The 16,104-nt window shown below is 63.6% G+C and carries 11 protein-coding genes and 1 pseudogene; 6 read left to right on the forward strand and 6 right to left on the reverse strand.

Translation table 11 applies throughout. From position 1 onward, the window contains the following. Window positions 1-114: 114 nt before the first annotated feature. From WBK23_RS06795 to WBK23_RS06805, 3 genes and pseudogenes are all read right to left on the reverse strand, one after another. Window positions 115-2,334: pseudogene (locus WBK23_RS06795) on the reverse strand (hypothetical protein); the annotation flags it as partial. A gap of 154 nt (window positions 2,335-2,488) precedes the next feature. Then, window positions 2,489-3,856 (reverse strand): DUF1329 domain-containing protein, encoded by a 1,368-nt coding sequence (locus WBK23_RS06800; RefSeq protein ID WP_424483198.1) that lies wholly within the window; start codon window positions 3,854-3,856, stop codon window positions 2,489-2,491. Window positions 3,857-3,880: 24 nt separating this feature from the next. Then, on the reverse strand, window positions 3,881-5,686 hold the full coding sequence (locus WBK23_RS06805; protein ID WP_424483199.1) for a DUF1302 domain-containing protein: 1,806 nt from the start codon (window positions 5,684-5,686) through the stop codon (window positions 3,881-3,883). 532 nt (window positions 5,687-6,218) lie between these two features. On the opposite strand from WBK23_RS06805, the gene gcvH reads away from it, so the two are divergent. From gcvH to gcvT, 5 genes are all read left to right on the forward strand, one after another. Next, window positions 6,219-6,602: a glycine cleavage system protein GcvH gene (gene gcvH / locus WBK23_RS06810; protein ID WP_090248917.1), complete on the forward strand. Its 384-nt coding sequence runs from the start codon at window positions 6,219-6,221 to the stop codon at window positions 6,600-6,602. 9 nt (window positions 6,603-6,611) lie between these two features. Then, window positions 6,612-9,464, forward strand: coding sequence for an aminomethyl-transferring glycine dehydrogenase (gene gcvP, locus WBK23_RS06815; RefSeq protein ID WP_424483200.1), 2,853 nt, complete (start codon window positions 6,612-6,614; stop codon window positions 9,462-9,464). Between the two features lie 117 nt (window positions 9,465-9,581). Further along, on the forward strand, window positions 9,582-10,835 hold the full coding sequence (gene glyA / locus WBK23_RS06820; protein ID WP_424483201.1) for a serine hydroxymethyltransferase: 1,254 nt from the start codon (window positions 9,582-9,584) through the stop codon (window positions 10,833-10,835). A 99-nt stretch (window positions 10,836-10,934) separates the two neighbouring features. After that, window positions 10,935-12,311, forward strand: coding sequence for an L-serine ammonia-lyase (locus WBK23_RS06825; protein WP_424483202.1), 1,377 nt, complete (start codon window positions 10,935-10,937; stop codon window positions 12,309-12,311). A gap of 70 nt (window positions 12,312-12,381) precedes the next feature. Further along, entirely contained in the window at window positions 12,382-13,506 is a 1,125-nt protein-coding gene (gene gcvT / locus WBK23_RS06830; protein ID WP_424483203.1) for a glycine cleavage system aminomethyltransferase GcvT, read from the forward strand. Between the two features lie 51 nt (window positions 13,507-13,557). Here gcvT and WBK23_RS06835 read toward each other — a convergent pair whose 3' ends face one another. Next, the gene (locus WBK23_RS06835; RefSeq protein WP_424483204.1) at window positions 13,558-13,923 is read right to left on the reverse strand and encodes a glyoxalase superfamily protein; all 366 of its coding nucleotides are present in this window, start codon (window positions 13,921-13,923) and stop codon (window positions 13,558-13,560) included. Between the two features lie 21 nt (window positions 13,924-13,944). Beyond that, window positions 13,945-15,075 carry a M14 family metallopeptidase gene (locus tag WBK23_RS06840; protein WP_424483205.1) on the reverse strand — a complete coding sequence of 377 codons (1,131 nt, stop codon included), beginning with the start codon at window positions 15,073-15,075 and terminating at the stop codon, window positions 13,945-13,947. A gap of 182 nt (window positions 15,076-15,257) precedes the next feature. Here WBK23_RS06840 and WBK23_RS06845 point away from each other — a divergent pair, with 182 nt between their 5' ends. After that, on the forward strand, window positions 15,258-15,800 hold the full coding sequence (locus tag WBK23_RS06845) for a tetratricopeptide repeat protein (protein ID WP_424483304.1): 543 nt from the start codon (window positions 15,258-15,260) through the stop codon (window positions 15,798-15,800). Window positions 15,801-15,809: 9 nt separating this feature from the next. On the opposite strand, the gene WBK23_RS06850 is transcribed toward WBK23_RS06845, so the two are convergent. Then, window positions 15,810-16,103: a hypothetical protein gene (locus tag WBK23_RS06850; RefSeq protein ID WP_424483206.1), complete on the reverse strand. Its 294-nt coding sequence runs from the start codon at window positions 16,101-16,103 to the stop codon at window positions 15,810-15,812. Between the last annotated feature and the right edge of the window lies 1 nt (window position 16,104).

A 16,104-nucleotide genomic window follows, 5' to 3' on the forward strand; every position in this document is an offset into this window, starting at 1 on the left:
ACTGCCCCCCGCCTCGCCTGCCGGACCATCGAGGGCGGTAAACCACAGGCACTGGTAATCCAGACGCTGGCGCAACGCCTGCCCGGTTTGCCGGGCCTGCTCCGCCGCCTGGTGGTCGGCACCGGCCGCGCACGCCTGGGCGTAATGCAGCCAGAGTTCGCTGGCGAGCGCCTGGCGGCCTTGGCTGAGCACCTGATCAAGCAGCTGGCGCAAGGGTTCACGCACATCCACGCCCTGGGCCAGGTCCAGTTGCAGCAGCAATGCCTGCAGGCGTGGAATCAGCTCGGGGAAATTCGGCGTCGGCAAGATCGCCTTGACCCGCCGCTCGTAGGCGAGCACCCGGGTAGCCGCCTCACGGGCACGGCCGCAATGGCCCTGGGCAACCCACAGGTGGCTGCTGGCCAACAACAGCGTGCCGCGATACAGGGTTTCATTGACGCGCTGGCGCTGCATCAGGCGTTCCGCCTCGCCCAGATAGGCAAAGGCTCCGGCGATATCCTGCTGCCCCATGGCCAGGTCGGCCAGGCCCAGGTAACCATGGAACGCCCCCGGATCGCCGCAGCGCAGCGTCTCGTGCAAGCCTGCCCGCAGGCGTTTTTCGGCGTCCTCGCGCCGCCCCTGGCGCAGCTCCAGGCGACCCAGACGCAGCTGCATCCGCCCGTACACCGGGGTACCGCGCAGGGCTTCCAAATCGCTGGCCGCCAACACCCGCAGGAGCAAGGTCTCGGCCCGGGCAAACTCGCCGCGCGCCTCCAACAGCAAGGCGTGGTCGAGTTCCAGCAGGGCCTCGAACACCGGACTGCCACACAAGCGCGCCTGCTTCAGGGCATCATAGCTGAGGCGATGGGCCAGTTCCAGATTGCCCTCGCCAATCGCCACCAGGGTCAGCGCCGAACGACAGAGCAAGGCTTGTGCCCAGGCGCTGTCAGGCAGCCCGGCGAGGGCTTCAAGCAGATGAGTGCGGGCATCCATAGCGCAGGCGCGACCGTAGGCGATGATGCCCTGAATCGCCTGCCAGTGAGCAAACAGCTCACGGGTGCGCAAGGCATCACTGCGCGGTTGAAACCGCGCCAGCTGGTCGATGCAGGCCTGCGCCTCGTCCAACCGCCCCACCAGCAGCAACACCCAGGCATTCAGCAGGATCAGCCGTGGCGTGCTCAGCAGCAGGCTTTCCGGCAACTCCGTACGCCAACGCAGCAACAGCGCCAGGTCCTGGCCTTGCAGCAACTGCTCTTCGGTGAAGCGCTCAAGAAAGCTGCTGGCGACTTCGGGCTGGCCGGCCAGCAATGCATGTTCTACCGCCGCGCGCGTATCGCCCTGGGCGGCAAACCACTGGCTGGCATGCACATGCAGGCCACTGCACGGTATCGCCAGCGGATGGCGCCGCAACAGCTTGGCCAGCGGCGGGAACAGGGCGAACCAGCCCTTGGCCGTCTCCACTTCCTGGATAAAGGCCCCACGCTCGGCCAGCGCACGCATCCAGCCGCCCCCCTCGCCCACGCCGAACAGGTGCTCGCACAGGGCATGGTTGAAACGCGGTAGCAGGGCCAACTGATAGAGGGTCTGCAGCAGCTCGTCAGGCAGGCCTTGCAGCACCTCCCGTTCGACATAGTCGCGCAGCAACTGGTCGTGCTCATCGGTCGGCGCAGCATCCACCGCGCTGCATTCCGCCTGCGCGGCCAGCAGGCGCAACCGCAGCGCGGCTGGCCAGCCTTGAGTCAGCTCATGCAGGTCCGCGGCCCAGGCATTTCGCCCAGGTTCCAGCTGATGCAGCCAGGCCGCGACTTCCATACTGGTAAAGCGCAGGTCGGCATGCCCGAGCTCGAGCAGTTCACCTTCGAGCAGCAATCGCGACAGGTTGCACGCCGGCCGGCGGCGACTGCCCAGCCACCAGCTGACGCCAGCGGGGGCGGCATTCAGCAGTTGATTGAGGTAGACATCCAGGCCGCTTTCCGGTTGCGCCGGGTAGTCATTGAGCATGATCCACAGCTGCCGCGGTTCCTGCGCCAGCGCGCTGAGCAGCTCACCAGCGCTCAGTTCTGTGGGGTAATCGAGGGCTTTGCCGAGCAGCTGCGCCAACTGCGTGGCGTCCAGCGGCTGGGCTGCGCAATTGAGCCAGAGCAGCTCACGGTCCTGCGGGCATTCGCGCGCGCAATCGGCGAGCAACACGGTTTTACCGAAACCGGCCGGGGCGATCAGCAAGCGCAGGCGGCAGTCATGGTTCACCAGCCGCTGGAGCAGTGACTGACGCTGGATATGCCCGGGTGGCGGGCGCTGTACGCTGGTGCAGGCGAACGGCCCGGCAAACAGCGGGGATGGCGCTAAGGCATTCATGACGGCTCGTATTATTGTTTGACTGGAACCGAAGCATCGCAGGCTAAACCGCAATGCAGATGGCTCACAGTTCTATCACAGAGCCTGATGACTGCCGATAAAAAAGGCGGCCCGAAGGCCGCCCAATCACGGAGCGCGGGTGACGCAGCTGGCGTTAGCGCACGCCGCTGCTGCGCAAGGCGGCTGGGGTGAAGTCGGCCGCCGAAGCCTTGAAGCCGAACAGCAACGGCTGGCGCTCTTCGTTGAACAGCCCGGTGACGATGTAGCGCCCGGCCACCAGGTCATACAGCGTCTCGGTGGCGAAACCGGCCAGCTGGTGTGCGTAGTTGAAGTAGTGGTGCCCTTCCGCTACCCGCCACAGCGCGCCACGGCCGTCGTAATGGTCGGCCAGGGCGATCTGCCAGCTGTCCTCGTCGACGAAGAAGCGCCGCTTGGCGTAGATATGCCGTTCATCCGCCTTCACCGTGGCCTCGACTTCCCAGACCCGATGCAGCTCGTAGCGGGTCAGGTCCTGGTTGATATGCCCGGCCTGGAGGATGTCGTCGTATTTCAGGTCAGGCTGGGTCAGGCGCACGCTGTTGTAGGGGATATACATCTCCTTCTTGCCGATCAGCTTCCAGTCATAGCGATCCGGCGCGCCGGAGAACATGTCGAAGTTGTCGGTGGTGCGCATGCCGTCGGAGGCCGTACCCGGGCCGTCGTAGGCCACCTGCGGCGCACGCCGCACGCGACGCTGGCCGGCGTTGTAGATCCAGGCCAGACGCGGCTCGCGCACCTGGTCGATGGTTTCATGCACCAGCAGCACGTTACCCGCCAAGCGCGACGGCGCGACCACCCGCTGCTTGAAGAACAGCAGGATGTTGCTGGCCTTCTCGGCGTCCAGGCCGTCGACATTCTGCGGGAAGGCGACCTCGTCCTCGAACTTGACCACGGTGAACGAGCCGTTGCTCTGTGGCGCGGCCTGGATGATCTGGCGGCGCACGTTCTGCCCGCGGTAACGGGTGATGTGGTTCCACACCACCTGCAGACCGTCCTTCGGAATCGGGAAGGCATAGGAACGGCAGCCCAGGTAGTTCTGCAGGCCGTTACCGCCGTCGATGGCGCTCACCGTGGTCGCGCAGGTCTTGGTGGTGTCATACACCGCCTGCGAGTGGGCCATGGTGCGATGGCTCGGGTAGACCGGTATGCGGTAGGTTTCCGGGTAGCGTTTGAACATCGCCAGCTGCCCGGGGGAAAGCTTGTCGCGGTACTGCTCGGCGGTTTGCGCGGTGATCACGAACAGCGGTTTCTCCGCCGCAAAGGCATTGCTGACAAAGCCGCGCGGGTCGACCGGGCCGGTGCTGGTGCTCTGCCCGCCCGTCCAGGCCGGGATACTGCCATCGGCGTTAGCCGCCATTTCCGCCCCCAGCGGCGTCAGGCTGGTGCCCAACTGGTCGGCTTCCTGCGGGGTGACGGCCGCCATCACGCTGCTGGCCAGCAAGGAGATAAACAATGCAGCTGAATTTACGAGAGGTGATTTCATGGGCATTCAATCCTTAACGTGGCCTTAGAAGCTCATGCCGAAGCTGAGTGCGACAAAGTCGCGATCAATCTGAGTGTTGTAATCGCCGCCGAAGAAGTCGGTGTAGGACAGGCTGGCGGTGTAGGTGCTTTCGTAGTCGGCGTTGAGGCCCAGGCTGACGGCTTTCGAGCCTTCGATAAAGGACGGGCCGTAGCCATCGACATCATGCGACCAGGCAATGCTCGGGGTCAGGTTGATGCCGGCGAAGACGTTGGGGTAATCGGCCGATGCCCGCAGGCGATAGCCCCAGGAGTTGGCGGTGAAGAAGCCGTCGTCATTGCACTGCTGTGGGTTGGCGGCGTTGAACTGGCCCTTGCACACCGCATTGTTGAAGGTCACGCCAGGGGCAATGCTGCCTTCCAGCTGGCCCAGGCCATACACCGAGTCCCGACCAAAGCGCAGCTCATCGCCCGCGCCCTCGGAAATGCTGCTGATATGGCCGAAACCGACTTCACCCAACAGGCTCACGCGGCTGGCCCCCATGACCTGATCGATCAGGTGCACCACCGTGACCTGCGCCTGGGTATAGGGCTTGCGCTCATAACCGTGGATATCAGTGCCTTTCGGTGCGCCAGCCTGGGCATGCCCGGTGGTGTAGATCGGGTTTTGCAACGCCGGCACCAACGCCGGCGGATACAGCGCGGCCAGGGTCATGTCGACGGTATTGATCTGCAGCGGCATGTTCGGCCGGTGGCTGATCTCGCCGCCCACCGAGGTGCCGTCGATATTGCTCTGGAAGCTCAGGCCATACAGGCGGATATCTTCCGGGTATTCGAAGAAGTACTCCGCGCCCACCGCGCCGTTGGCATCCAGCGCCGCCGTGGCGGTGTAGGCCACCTTGGTGCTGTAGAACGGCGTACGGCTGTGGTAATTCATGGCGTACAGGCCGAATTCGGTGCTGTTCAGCTCTTCCGCCACCCAGCGCATGGCCACACCCCACTGGCCGCCGTCGCGCGCCTCGTCATCATCGGCGCGGGGCAGGTAGCGGAAACCGGCGGCGCGGCGTGGATCGAGGTCCGTGCCGCCGACTACGTTGCGGTCACAGCCCTTGGCGGTGGTATCGCCGGCGAAGAAGGTGCCGCAGTTGTCCAGGGCAAATTTTTCCCATTCCAGCTGATAGAACGCCTCGACCGCCAGGGTGTCGGTGATGCTCTGCTGCAGGTAGAACATGCTGACCGGAATCAGGCCTTCCTTGATTTCCGCCCCCGGACGGCGGAACGCCGCAACGTCGATCGGGTTGATGCTATTGACCGAGTTGCCGATAAAGGTGCTCTCGCCCCAGCTGACCACCTGCTTGCCGACCCGCACCGAGCCCGGCAGCTCGCCCAGCGAATAGTTGTGATAGACGAAGGCATCGAGCAGCTCGGCCCCCGAGGACTTGCTCGCGGTATCGCGGCCGGAGTCGTCGATATCGTAGAGCAGGCGGTGCTCGTCCTTCAGCTCGAAGTCGTACCAGTACTTGCCGCGCAGAAACACCCCGGAATCGCCGTAGCGCAGTTCCAGGTCATGCACACCCTTGAAGATTTTCGAGAAGGTCTCGCCCTTCTTGAAGTTCAGACGGCCATCGTCGTTGGTCCGTGAGGATGCCTCACCACCATTCTGCAAGCCGACCAGCTCCGGATCGGCATTGCGCAGCGCCCAGCTGGCCCCCACCGACAGCGATGAGTCGAACTGCGCTTCGACCTCACCAAAATTGAACGTTACGGCCTGGACAGGCGCGACACAGCCAACAGCAATGGCAACCGCCAAAACGCTGGGCTGGAAGATGGCATGTCTTGTTCTTGTTCTCATGCGGCTCTCCTGGAATGCGGGGTTTCATGTAGAGGCCCCACGCTACTCAGCAGCCTGCCGACGGATAAGCGCCCGAAAGAGGTATTTGCCCCATCCGCCGAAGGAGTGAACATGGCTCTAGAACGGCCCACGCAGCGCGCCCCATGCAGCGTTTCAATAGGCCGCCATAGCGTGGGTGAATGCCGCACCGCTGCCCACACGGAACCCCGATCGGCAAAGCGGGTCACGCGCGCCGCCCGGCAATCGTAACCAATTCAATACATCGTATTCAAATCAATACAAATACAGACAGAGCACGGCGTTAGAGCCCTGCGCGGCGCATTTCTGCATCAAGCAGCGCCGATCGTATCGAATTCGCTACAAAGACCTGCGCACAACCACCCGGCTATATATTTAAGCTATTGATTTTATTGATAAAAATAACAATGGCACCTACCTTGCTATAGCTTTAGCCACAAGCTCGCCGCCAGCGCGAGCGCCCCGCACATCGCCCCCAACAGAAAGGGCGAGTCACCACCCTTGAGGAGTTCACATGAGCGAATTGCGTTTTACCGTTGAGCACGAATGGCTGCGTCAGGATGCCGATGGCCTGGTTACCGTGGGCATCACCGCCTATGCCCAGGAAGCCCTGGGTGACGTGGTGTTCGTTCAGCTGCCAGAAGCCCAGAGCTACGCCGAGGGTGACGAAGTGGCCGTGCTGGAATCGGTAAAAGCCGCGAGCAATATCGCCATGCCGCTGGACGGTGAGGTGGTTGAGGTCAATGGCGAGCTAGAATCCAGCCCTGAGCTGGTCAACGAAGATCCCCTGGGCAAAGGCTGGTTCTTCCGTTTCCGTCCGGCCAATGCCAGCGCGGTAGCCGACCTGCTCGACCAGGCCGCCTACGAGCGCCTGCTCAACGCCAATGCTGACGCCTGAGAGATTGTGATGACCAAGCTGACCACCCAGAACGAATTTGTCGCCCGCCATATCGGGCCACGTGACGCCGATACTGCGGCCATGCTCGAACTGCTCGGCTACGCCAGCATCGACGCGCTGACCGATAACGTCATTCCCGAGAGCATCAAGGGCACCAGCGTGCTGGGCGCCCAGCCGGGCCTGTCGGAAGCCGACGCCCTGGCCAAGATCAAGACCATCGCCGGCAAGAATCAGCAGCTCAAGACCTTTATCGGCCAGGGCTACTACGGCACCCACACGCCAAGCCCGATCCTGCGCAACCTGCTGGAAAACCCGGCCTGGTACACCGCCTACACCCCGTACCAGCCAGAGATTTCCCAGGGTCGCCTGGAATCCTTGCTGAACTTCCAGACCCTGATCAGCGACCTCACCGGTATGCAGATCGCCAACGCTTCCCTGTTGGATGAAGCCACCGCCGCTGCCGAAGCCATGACCTTCTGCAAGCGCCTGTCGAAGAACAAGGCCAGCAACGCCTTCTTCGCCTCGAAGCACTGCCATCCGCAAACCCTCGACGTCTTGGTCACCCGTGCCGAGCCGCTGGGCATTGAAGTCGTGATCGGCGACGAAGCCGCGATTACTGACGCCAGCGCCTACTTCGGCGCGCTGCTGCAATACCCGGCGAGCAATGGCGATATCTTCGACTACCGCGAGCTGGTCGAGCGCTTCCACGCCGCCGGTGCCCTGGTTGCCGTCGCCGCTGACCTGCTGGCCCTGACCCTGCTCACTCCGCCGGGCGAGTTCGGTGCCGACGTGGCCTTGGGCAGCGCGCAGCGTTTTGGTGTGCCGCTGGGCTTCGGTGGCCCGCACGCCGCCTACTTCGCCACCCGCGACGCATTCAAGCGCGATATGCCAGGCCGCCTGGTCGGCATGTCGATCGACCGTTTCGGCAAGCCGGCCCTGCGCCTGGCCATGCAGACCCGCGAGCAACATATCCGCCGCGAGAAGGCCACCAGTAACATCTGTACCGCCCAGGTACTGCTGGCCAACATCGCCAGCATGTACGCCGTGTACCACGGCCCGAAAGGCCTGACGCAGATCGCCCAGCGCGTGCATCAGTTCACCGCGATCCTGGCCAAGGGCCTGCGCGCCCTGGGCTACAGCGTCGAGCAGGAATTCTTCTTCGACACCCTGACCCTGGCCACCGGCGGCAAAACCGCTGCCCTGCACGCCGCTGCTCGCAAGGCCGGGATCAATCTGCGTGAAGTCGACGGCGAGCGCCTGGGTCTGTCCCTGGACGAAACCAGCGACCAGGCCGCAGTCGAAGCGCTGCTGGCGGTATTCGCCGAAGGCAAGGCCGTTCCAGCCTTCGCCGAGCTGGCAGCCGGCGTAATCGCTCAGCTGCCAAAAGGCCTGCTGCGCGAAAGCGAAATCCTCACGCACCCGGTGTTCAATCGCTACCACTCGGAAACCGAGTTAATGCGCTATCTGCGCAAGCTGGCCGACAAGGACCTGGCGCTGGACCGCAGCATGATCCCGCTGGGCTCCTGCACCATGAAGCTCAACGCCGCCAGCGAAATGATCCCGGTGACCTGGGCCGAGTTCGGCAGCCTGCACCCCTTCGCCCCGGCCGAACAGAGCCAGGGTTACACCCAGCTGACCACCGAACTGGAGGCCATGCTCTGCGCGGCCACCGGTTACGACGGCATCTCCCTGCAGCCGAACGCCGGCTCCCAGGGCGAGTACGCCGGCCTGCTGGCGATCCGCGCCTATCACCTGAGCCGTGGCGACGATCAGCGCGACATCTGCCTGATCCCGCAATCGGCCCACGGCACCAACCCGGCGACCGCCAGCATGGCCGGTATGCGCGTGGTAGTGACCGCCTGCGACAGCAGCGGCAACGTTGACATTGCCGACCTCAAGGCCAAGGCCGAAGAGCATAAAGAGCGTCTGGCCGCGATCATGATCACCTACCCGTCGACCCACGGCGTGTTCGAGGAAGGCATCCGCGAGATCGCCCAGATCGTCCACGACAACGGCGGCCAGGTGTATATCGACGGTGCCAACATGAACGCCATGGTCGGCCTGTGCGCCCCGGGCAAGTTCGGCGGCGACGTGTCGCACCTGAACCTGCACAAGACCTTCTGCATCCCCCACGGCGGTGGCGGCCCAGGCGTCGGTCCGATTGGCGTAAAAGCCCACCTGATCCCGTTCCTGCCCGGCCACGGTCATATGGCCCGCAAGGAAGGTGCCGTCAGCGCCGCGCCGTTCGGCAGCGCCAGCATTCTGCCGATCACCTGGATGTATATCAGCATGATGGGCGGCGAAGGCCTCAAGCGTGCCTCGCAGATGGCCATCCTCAACGCCAACTACATCGCCCGCCGCCTGGAAGAGCACTACCCCGTGCTGTACTCGGGCAGCAACGGCCTGGTGGCGCACGAGTGCATCCTGGATATCCGCCCGATCAAGGACAGCAGCGGCATCAGCGTTGACGACGTGGCCAAGCGCCTGATCGACTTCGGCTTCCACGCCCCGACCATGTCCTTCCCGGTAGCCGGCACCCTGATGATCGAGCCGACCGAAAGCGAATCCAAGGAAGAGCTGGACCGTTTCTGCGACGCCATGATCGCCATCCGCAACGAGATTCGTGCGGTGGAAGCTGGCCAGTTGGATGCCAACGACAACCCGCTGAAAAACGCCCCGCACACCGCCCTGGAACTGGTCGGCGAGTGGACTCACGCCTACAGCCGCGAGCAGGCCGTGTACCCAGTGGCCAGCCTGATCGAGGCCAAGTACTGGCCGCCGGTCGGCCGCGTGGACAACGTGTTCGGCGACCGCAACCTGATCTGCGCCTGCCCGTCCATCGAGGCGTACCAGGACGCGTGATAACAGTCTGCGGCCCGGACACCTCCGGGCCGCAGGACTGCTTTCTCCCCAATTTTCGACTCACCTCTACCCGAGGCGGGTTAGCTGCACCTCATATAAAAACCAGAGGGCCTCACCATGTTTAGCAAGCACGACCAACTGCAAGGCTACGATGACGCCCTGCTCGCCGCGATCAACGCCGAAGAGCAGCGCCAGGAAGACCATATCGAGCTGATTGCCTCGGAGAACTATTGCAGCCAACGGGTGATGCAGGCCCAGGGCAGCGGCCTGACCAACAAGTACGCCGAAGGCTATCCGGGCAAGCGTTACTACGGCGGTTGTGAGCATGTCGACAAGGTCGAGGCCCTGGCCATCGAACGCGCCAAGCAGTTGTTCGGCGCTGACTACGCCAACGTGCAGCCGCACTCCGGCTCTTCCGCCAACAGCGCGGTGTACCTGGCCTTGCTGAATGCTGGCGATACCATCCTCGGCATGAGCCTGGCGCATGGCGGCCACCTGACCCACGGCGCCAAGGTGTCGTCCTCCGGCAAGCTGTACAACACCGTGCAGTACGGCATCGACGAGCAAGGCCTGATTGATTACGCCGAGGTCGAGCGCCTGGCCGTCGAGCACAAGCCGAAGATGATCGTCGCCGGCTTCTCCGCCTATTCGCGCACCCTGGACTTCGCCCGTTTCCGCGCCATCGCCGACAAGGTCGGTGCGCTGCTGTTTGTCGATATGGCCCACGTCGCTGGCCTGGTGGCCGCCGGCCTGTATCCCAACCCGCTGCCGTTTGCCGATGTGGTGACCACCACAACGCACAAAACCCTGCGCGGCCCGCGTGGTGGCTTGATCCTCGCTCGCAGCAACGAGGAAATCGAGAAGAAGCTCAACTCCGCGGTGTTCCCCGGCAGCCAGGGCGGTCCGCTGATGCATGTGATCGCGGCCAAGGCCGTGTGCTTCAAGGAAGCGCTGGAACCAGGCTTCAAGACCTACCAGCAACAGGTGATCAACAACGCCCAGGCCATGGCCGAAGTGTTCGTTACGCGCGGCTATGACGTGGTCTCCGGCGGCACCGACAACCACCTGATGCTGGTCAGCCTGATCAAGCAAGGCCTCACCGGCAAGGCCGCCGACGCAGCTTTAGGCGCGGCGCATATCACAGTAAACAAGAACGCCGTGCCGAATGACCCGCAATCGCCGTTTGTCACCTCCGGCATCCGCATCGGCACTCCAGCAGTCACCACCCGCGGTTTCAAGCAGGGCGAGTGCCGCACCCTGGCCGGCTGGATCTGCGACATCCTCGACGAGCTGGAAAACCCGCAGGTGATCGAGCGCGTCCGTGGTCAGGTCGCCGACCTGTGCGCCACCTTCCCGGTCTACGCTGACTAGGACGGCACGCAGTTTTTGCCAATATCGGCGCGGTTATCCAGCGCGCCGCATCATCGCCGCCCCACAAGGGCGGCAGCAAAGCACGCAGTCGGAGCAAGCATGTCACTTAGCGTTTTTGACCTTTTCAAGATCGGCATCGGCCCATCCAGCTCGCACACCGTCGGGCCAATGCTGGCTGCCCTGCGCTTTGCCGAAGGCCTGCGCCGCGATGATCTATTGGCCACCGCCGACAGCATCAAGGTCGAGCTGTACGGCTCCCTCGGCGCGACCGGCAAGGGCCATGGCAGCGACAAAGCCGTGCTGCTCGGTCTGGAAGGCGAACAGCCGGACACGGTCGATACCAGCAGCGTTGACGCCCGCCTGGCAGCGATTCGCAGCAGCGGTGAACTCAATCTGCTCGGCGAAAAGCCCATCCGCTTTGTCGAAAAACAGCACCTGGCGATGATCCGCAAACCGCTACCCTTTCACCCCAACGGCATGATATTTCGCGCCTTCGACGCTGCCGGCTTGCAGATCCGCTCACGCGAGTACTACTCGGTGGGCGGCGGTTTCGTCGTCGATGAACAGGCCGCCGGTGCCGACCGCATCGTCGAAGACAGCACCGTGCTGCAATACCCCTTTACCACTGGCAAGCAGCTGCTGGCCCATTGCGCTGAACACAAGCTGTCGATCAGCCAGGTGATGCTGGCCAACGAGGCCGCCTGGCGGCCGGAAGCCGAGACCCGCGCGCGCCTGCTGCATATCTGGCAGGTGATGCAGGATTGCGTCGAAGCCGGCTGCCGCAACGAGGGCATTATGCCGGGCGGCCTAAAGGTCAAACGCCGCGCCGCCGACCTGCACCGCCAGCTGTGCAAGAACCCCGAAGCCGCGCTGCGTGACGCCCTGAGCGTGCTCGACTGGGTCAACCTCTACGCCCTCGCGGTGAATGAGGAAAACGCCAGCGGCGGCCGCGTGGTCACTGCCCCCACCAATGGCGCGGCCGGTATCGTGCCCGCGGTGCTGCATTACTACAGCCGCTTTATCCCCGGGGCCAACGACGATGGCGTGGTGCGCTTTCTGCTCACCGCCGCCGCCATCGGTATCCTCTACAAGGAAAATGCCTCGATTTCCGGTGCCGAAGTCGGCTGCCAGGGCGAAGTCGGCGTGGCCTGCTCGATGGCCGCCGGCGCCCTGTGCGAAGTGCTCGGCGGCAGCGTCAACCAGGTGGAAAACGCCGCCGAGATCGGCATGGAACACAACCTCGGCCTGACCTGCGACCCCATCGGCGGCCTGGTGCAGGTACCCTGCATCGAACGCAACGCCATGGGCTCGGTCAAGGCGATCAACGCCGCGCGCATGGCCCTGCGTGGCGATGGCCAGCATTTCGTCTCGCTGGACAAGGTGATCCGCACCATGCGCCAGACCGGTGCCGACATGAACAACAAGTACAAGGAAACCGCCCGCGGTGGCCTGGCCGTCAATATTGTCGAGTGCTGACACGCCCCCCCTATAACCCTGTAGGTGCCGCGCGCCTACACAAACAACCTTTACCGACATGGAGAACCGCATGACCACTGAAACCCTGGCGAAAACCCCGCTACATGCCCTGCATCTCGAATTGGGCGCGCGCATGGTGCCGTTCGCCGGCTACGACATGCCGGTGCAGTACCCGCTGGGCGTGATGAAGGAGCACCTGCACACCCGCGAAGCCGCCGGCCTGTTCGACGTCTCGCATATGGGCCAGATCGTCCTGCGCGGCGCAGATGCCGCCAAGGCCCTGGAAACCCTGGTGCCGGTGGACATCATCGACCTGCCCGTGGGCATGCAACGCTACGCCATGTTTACCGATGACAACGGCGGCATCCTCGACGACCTGATGGTCGCCAACCTGGGTGACGACACCCTGTTCCTGGTGGTCAACGCCGCCTGCAAGGACCAGGACCTGGCCCACCTGCAAAAACATATCGGCGACCAATGCTCGATAGAGAATCTATTTGAAGAGCGCGCCCTGCTCGCCCTGCAAGGCCCGAAAGCCGTCGACGTGCTGGCGCGCCTGGCTCCTGAAGTCGCCAAGATGACCTTTATGCAATTCGCCCCGGTGCGCCTGCTCGGTGTCGACTGCTACGTCAGCCGCTCCGGCTACACCGGCGAAGACGGCTTCGAAATCTCGGTACCGGCCGCTCACACCGAAACCCTGGCGCGCAGCCTGCTGGCCGAACCGGAAGTGGCCGCCATCGGCCTCGGCGCCCGCGACTCGCTGCGCCTGGAGGCCGGCCTGTGCCTGTATGGCCATGACATGAGCACCGCCACCACGCCAATCGAAGCCAGCCTGCTGTGGGCCATGTCCAAACTGCGCCGCGCCGATGGCGCACGGGCTGGCGGCTTCCCAGGTGCCGAACGCATCTTCGCCCAGCAACAGCAAGGTGTGGCCAGCAAGCGCGTCGGCCTGCTGCCGCTGGAACGCGTGCCGGTACGTGAGGGTGCGGAAATCGTCGATGCCGACGGCACCGTGATCGGTTCAGTGTGCAGCGGCGGCTTCGGCCCGACGCTAGCCGCCCCGGTGGCCATGGGCTACGTACAAAACAGCCATATCGCCATCGACACCCCAGTCTGGGCTCTGGTGCGCGGCAAGCGCGTGGCGATGAAAGTGGCCAAGACGCCGTTTGTGCCGCAGCGTTACTACCGCGGCTAACCGCTAGACCTGCAGCACCGCCCGCCAGGTCGGTGCTGCTGGCGCTCAACGCTATGCAGCGTTGATATCAGTAAAAATCAGCCGATTGCCAAACGGATCGGTCACCGTCATATCGCGCCCCCAGGGCTGGCTGTTAATGCCCGGCCGCGCATTGCCATACGCCCGCGCTGTCAGCTCGGCGTGCAAAGCATCCAGATCATCGACACTGATACGCAGCGCCGCCCCAGGGCAGCAATCGCCGTGGTGTTCCGACAGATGCAGCACGCACCCCGCCCTGGACAGTTGCAGATAGAGCGGTAAACCCGCCTCGAAGCGATGCGCCCAATCCTCGCTGAAACCGAGAAACTCGCAGTAGAACGCCCGCGCCTTGGCTTCATCGAAGCTGCGCAGGATGGGAATCGGTGCAGCAAGTTGCATAGCTTTTCTCCCTGAGCGCGACTAACGCAATTGACCCACCATGGCCGCCGCCACGCTAAGCACATCCTTGCCCAACTGTTTGGAACGCTCACCGTTCCAGCCCGTGTGCGGATTGGGCCGATCATCGTGGTCCTTGAACGGCATCTCGATGGTAAAGGCCAGGCAATCGAACTCCAGCCCCACCGCGCTGCAGGCCAGGGTGGTATTGGCTTGCCCCGGCTCGTCGCGCGGATAGCCAAACGTAGTCTGGAATTCGGCACCCATATCGATCAGCAACTGCCTGAACTGGTTTTCCAAGCGTTCCAGTCGCGGGCCATAGCCTGGATTGCCTTCGCAGCCGGCGGTGAATACGTGAGGGATTTCCTCGTCGCCGTGGATATCCAGAAACAGGTCAACGCCCACAGTGCGCATCTGCTGCTGGACGAAATACACCTCGGGGCTGTCCGTCTCATTCGCCGATTGCCAGGCGCGGTTAAGGTCACGCCCGGCGAAGTTGGTGCGCAGGTGGCCCCGAAAGGCCCCGTCCGGGTTCATGTTCGGCACTAGGTACAGATCGGCCTGCTCCAGCAGGGCATTCAGCTCGGCATCGTCACGGCGTTGCAGACGCTCGATCAGCCCCTGCATAAACCATTCAGCCATATGCTCGCCGGGATGCTGCTGGGCAATCAGCCAGAGCTTGCGCTGTGCCTGCGGGTTGCGGCTGACGCGCAGCAACTGGATGTCGCGGCCCTCGATGCTCTTGCCGCAAGCGAACAGCTCGGCCCCGGCCAGCGTCTGCGCATCCGCGATCAGCTGGTCATGGCGGGCGCGGCTGTAGGGCTCGAAGTAGGCGAACCAGATCTGCGCGTGTTGCGCTTCGAGGTCGAAATTCAGCGCACCGTCTTCAAAGCGGCTGGGCACGCGGAACCAGTTGACCTGGTCATACGACGCCACCGCGTTATAGCCGCTCCAGGCATTCTTATAGGACGACTGGCCAGCGTTGCTCAGGCTGAAGCCATAGCGCTGCCCCGGTTGCAGGTCGCTGACCTGAAAGTGGAACCACTGAAAATGCGCGCTGTTGAGGTCCGGGCGTATCGCCAGCAGCACCCGCTGCGGGTTGCTGGCGTCGATGACTTCAATATTGCCACTGTCGAAGTTGGAGTTGATCTGCATGGATACCTCAACGGCTTGCGGAGGGCGGTACTCGGTTGCCTGCAAGAATCGCAGCTCTGCCCGCCGAGGGAAACGCCGGAGGCGACAAACAGATATGGATTGTGCCGGGTATGCTTAGCCGCAACCTGCAACCCGCACGCAGTTCTAGGGTCTGCTGTACTCGCCACTACCGTTACCAGGAAATCCCTATGAGCATTCGGCCATCACACTGCATCTACCTGAGCGCCCTTCTGCTGCTCGGTGGCTGTGCCAGCCAGGCACCGGACTCGGCGCCGCCAGCCACCGCCCCCATCAGTAACACCACACCTGGGCAGACCGACAGTGCCCAGGCGAACCTGCGCAGCCAGGCCAATCGCGGCGATCTGGACAGCCAGTTTCAGCTCGGCAGCAGCTATTTTGTCGGCAAGCCGCAGAAGGACCTCAAGCAGGCCGAATACTGGTGGAAACTCGCCGCCGACAAGGGCCACGCCATGGCGGCGGTCAGCCTGGCCTATCTGTACACCGGTCGCGACAACCCGGAGTTTGCCAACCAGGCCAGCATGCTCAAGTACCTCAACCAGTCTGCCGCGGGCGGTAACCCGATGGCCCAGCATATCCTCGGCAATCTCTACCTCAACGGCGCACAAGGCGTACCGCGTGATCCGTTGCAAGCCAAGACGCTATTCCAGAGCGCCTGCAAGCAGAACTATGCCGCCAGTTGCACGGCACTCGGCAATACGCCCTGAACCCTCGGCTCAGGCCTCGGTAGCCGCCGGGGCCAGCTCGGTGGCGGGCTGCTCAGGTTGTGCTGGCTCGGCCTGTTCAGCCTCCTCAGCAGGTTTGCCCAGCCACTTGTTGGTCGACTGCTGCACCTCGTCTACCTGCTTGTTGAGCTCTTTCACGGTTCCATCGACCGCCTCGCGGGCGACGTCCTGCACCGTCTGCTCGGCTTTCTCGGCCAGTTTCTGCGCCGATTGCTCGGCCGCATCACAACCGGCCAGGCCGATCAGTACCAGACCCAACACACCCATTTGCATCGACTTACGCATA

The sequence above is a fragment of the Pseudomonas sp. genome (genome assembly GCF_049653025.1).
Taxonomy (GTDB): Bacteria; Pseudomonadota; Gammaproteobacteria; order Pseudomonadales; family Pseudomonadaceae; genus Aquipseudomonas.

What these genes read in the sequence shown, in the direction of transcription:
- gcvH (WP_090248917.1), top strand. Translation starts at nt 6,219, where the DNA reads ATGAGCGAATTGCGTTTTACCGTTGAGCACGAATGGCTGCGTCAGGAT.
- glyA (WP_424483201.1), top strand. Translation starts at nt 9,582, where the DNA reads ATGTTTAGCAAGCACGACCAACTGCAAGGCTACGATGACGCCCTGCTC.
- WBK23_RS06825 (WP_424483202.1), top strand. Translation starts at nt 10,935, where the DNA reads ATGTCACTTAGCGTTTTTGACCTTTTCAAGATCGGCATCGGCCCATCC.
- WBK23_RS06800 (WP_424483198.1), bottom strand. Translation starts at nt 3,856, where the DNA reads ATGAAATCACCTCTCGTAAATTCAGCTGCATTGTTTATCTCCTTGCTG.
- gcvP (WP_424483200.1), top strand. Translation starts at nt 6,612, where the DNA reads ATGACCAAGCTGACCACCCAGAACGAATTTGTCGCCCGCCATATCGGG.
- WBK23_RS06835 (WP_424483204.1), bottom strand. Translation starts at nt 13,923, where the DNA reads ATGCAACTTGCTGCACCGATTCCCATCCTGCGCAGCTTCGATGAAGCC.
- WBK23_RS06840 (WP_424483205.1), bottom strand. Translation starts at nt 15,075, where the DNA reads ATGCAGATCAACTCCAACTTCGACAGTGGCAATATTGAAGTCATCGAC.
- gcvT (WP_424483203.1), top strand. Translation starts at nt 12,382, where the DNA reads ATGACCACTGAAACCCTGGCGAAAACCCCGCTACATGCCCTGCATCTC.
- WBK23_RS06850 (WP_424483206.1), bottom strand. Translation starts at nt 16,103, where the DNA reads ATGCGTAAGTCGATGCAAATGGGTGTGTTGGGTCTGGTACTGATCGGC.
- WBK23_RS06805 (WP_424483199.1), bottom strand. Translation starts at nt 5,686, where the DNA reads ATGAGAACAAGAACAAGACATGCCATCTTCCAGCCCAGCGTTTTGGCG.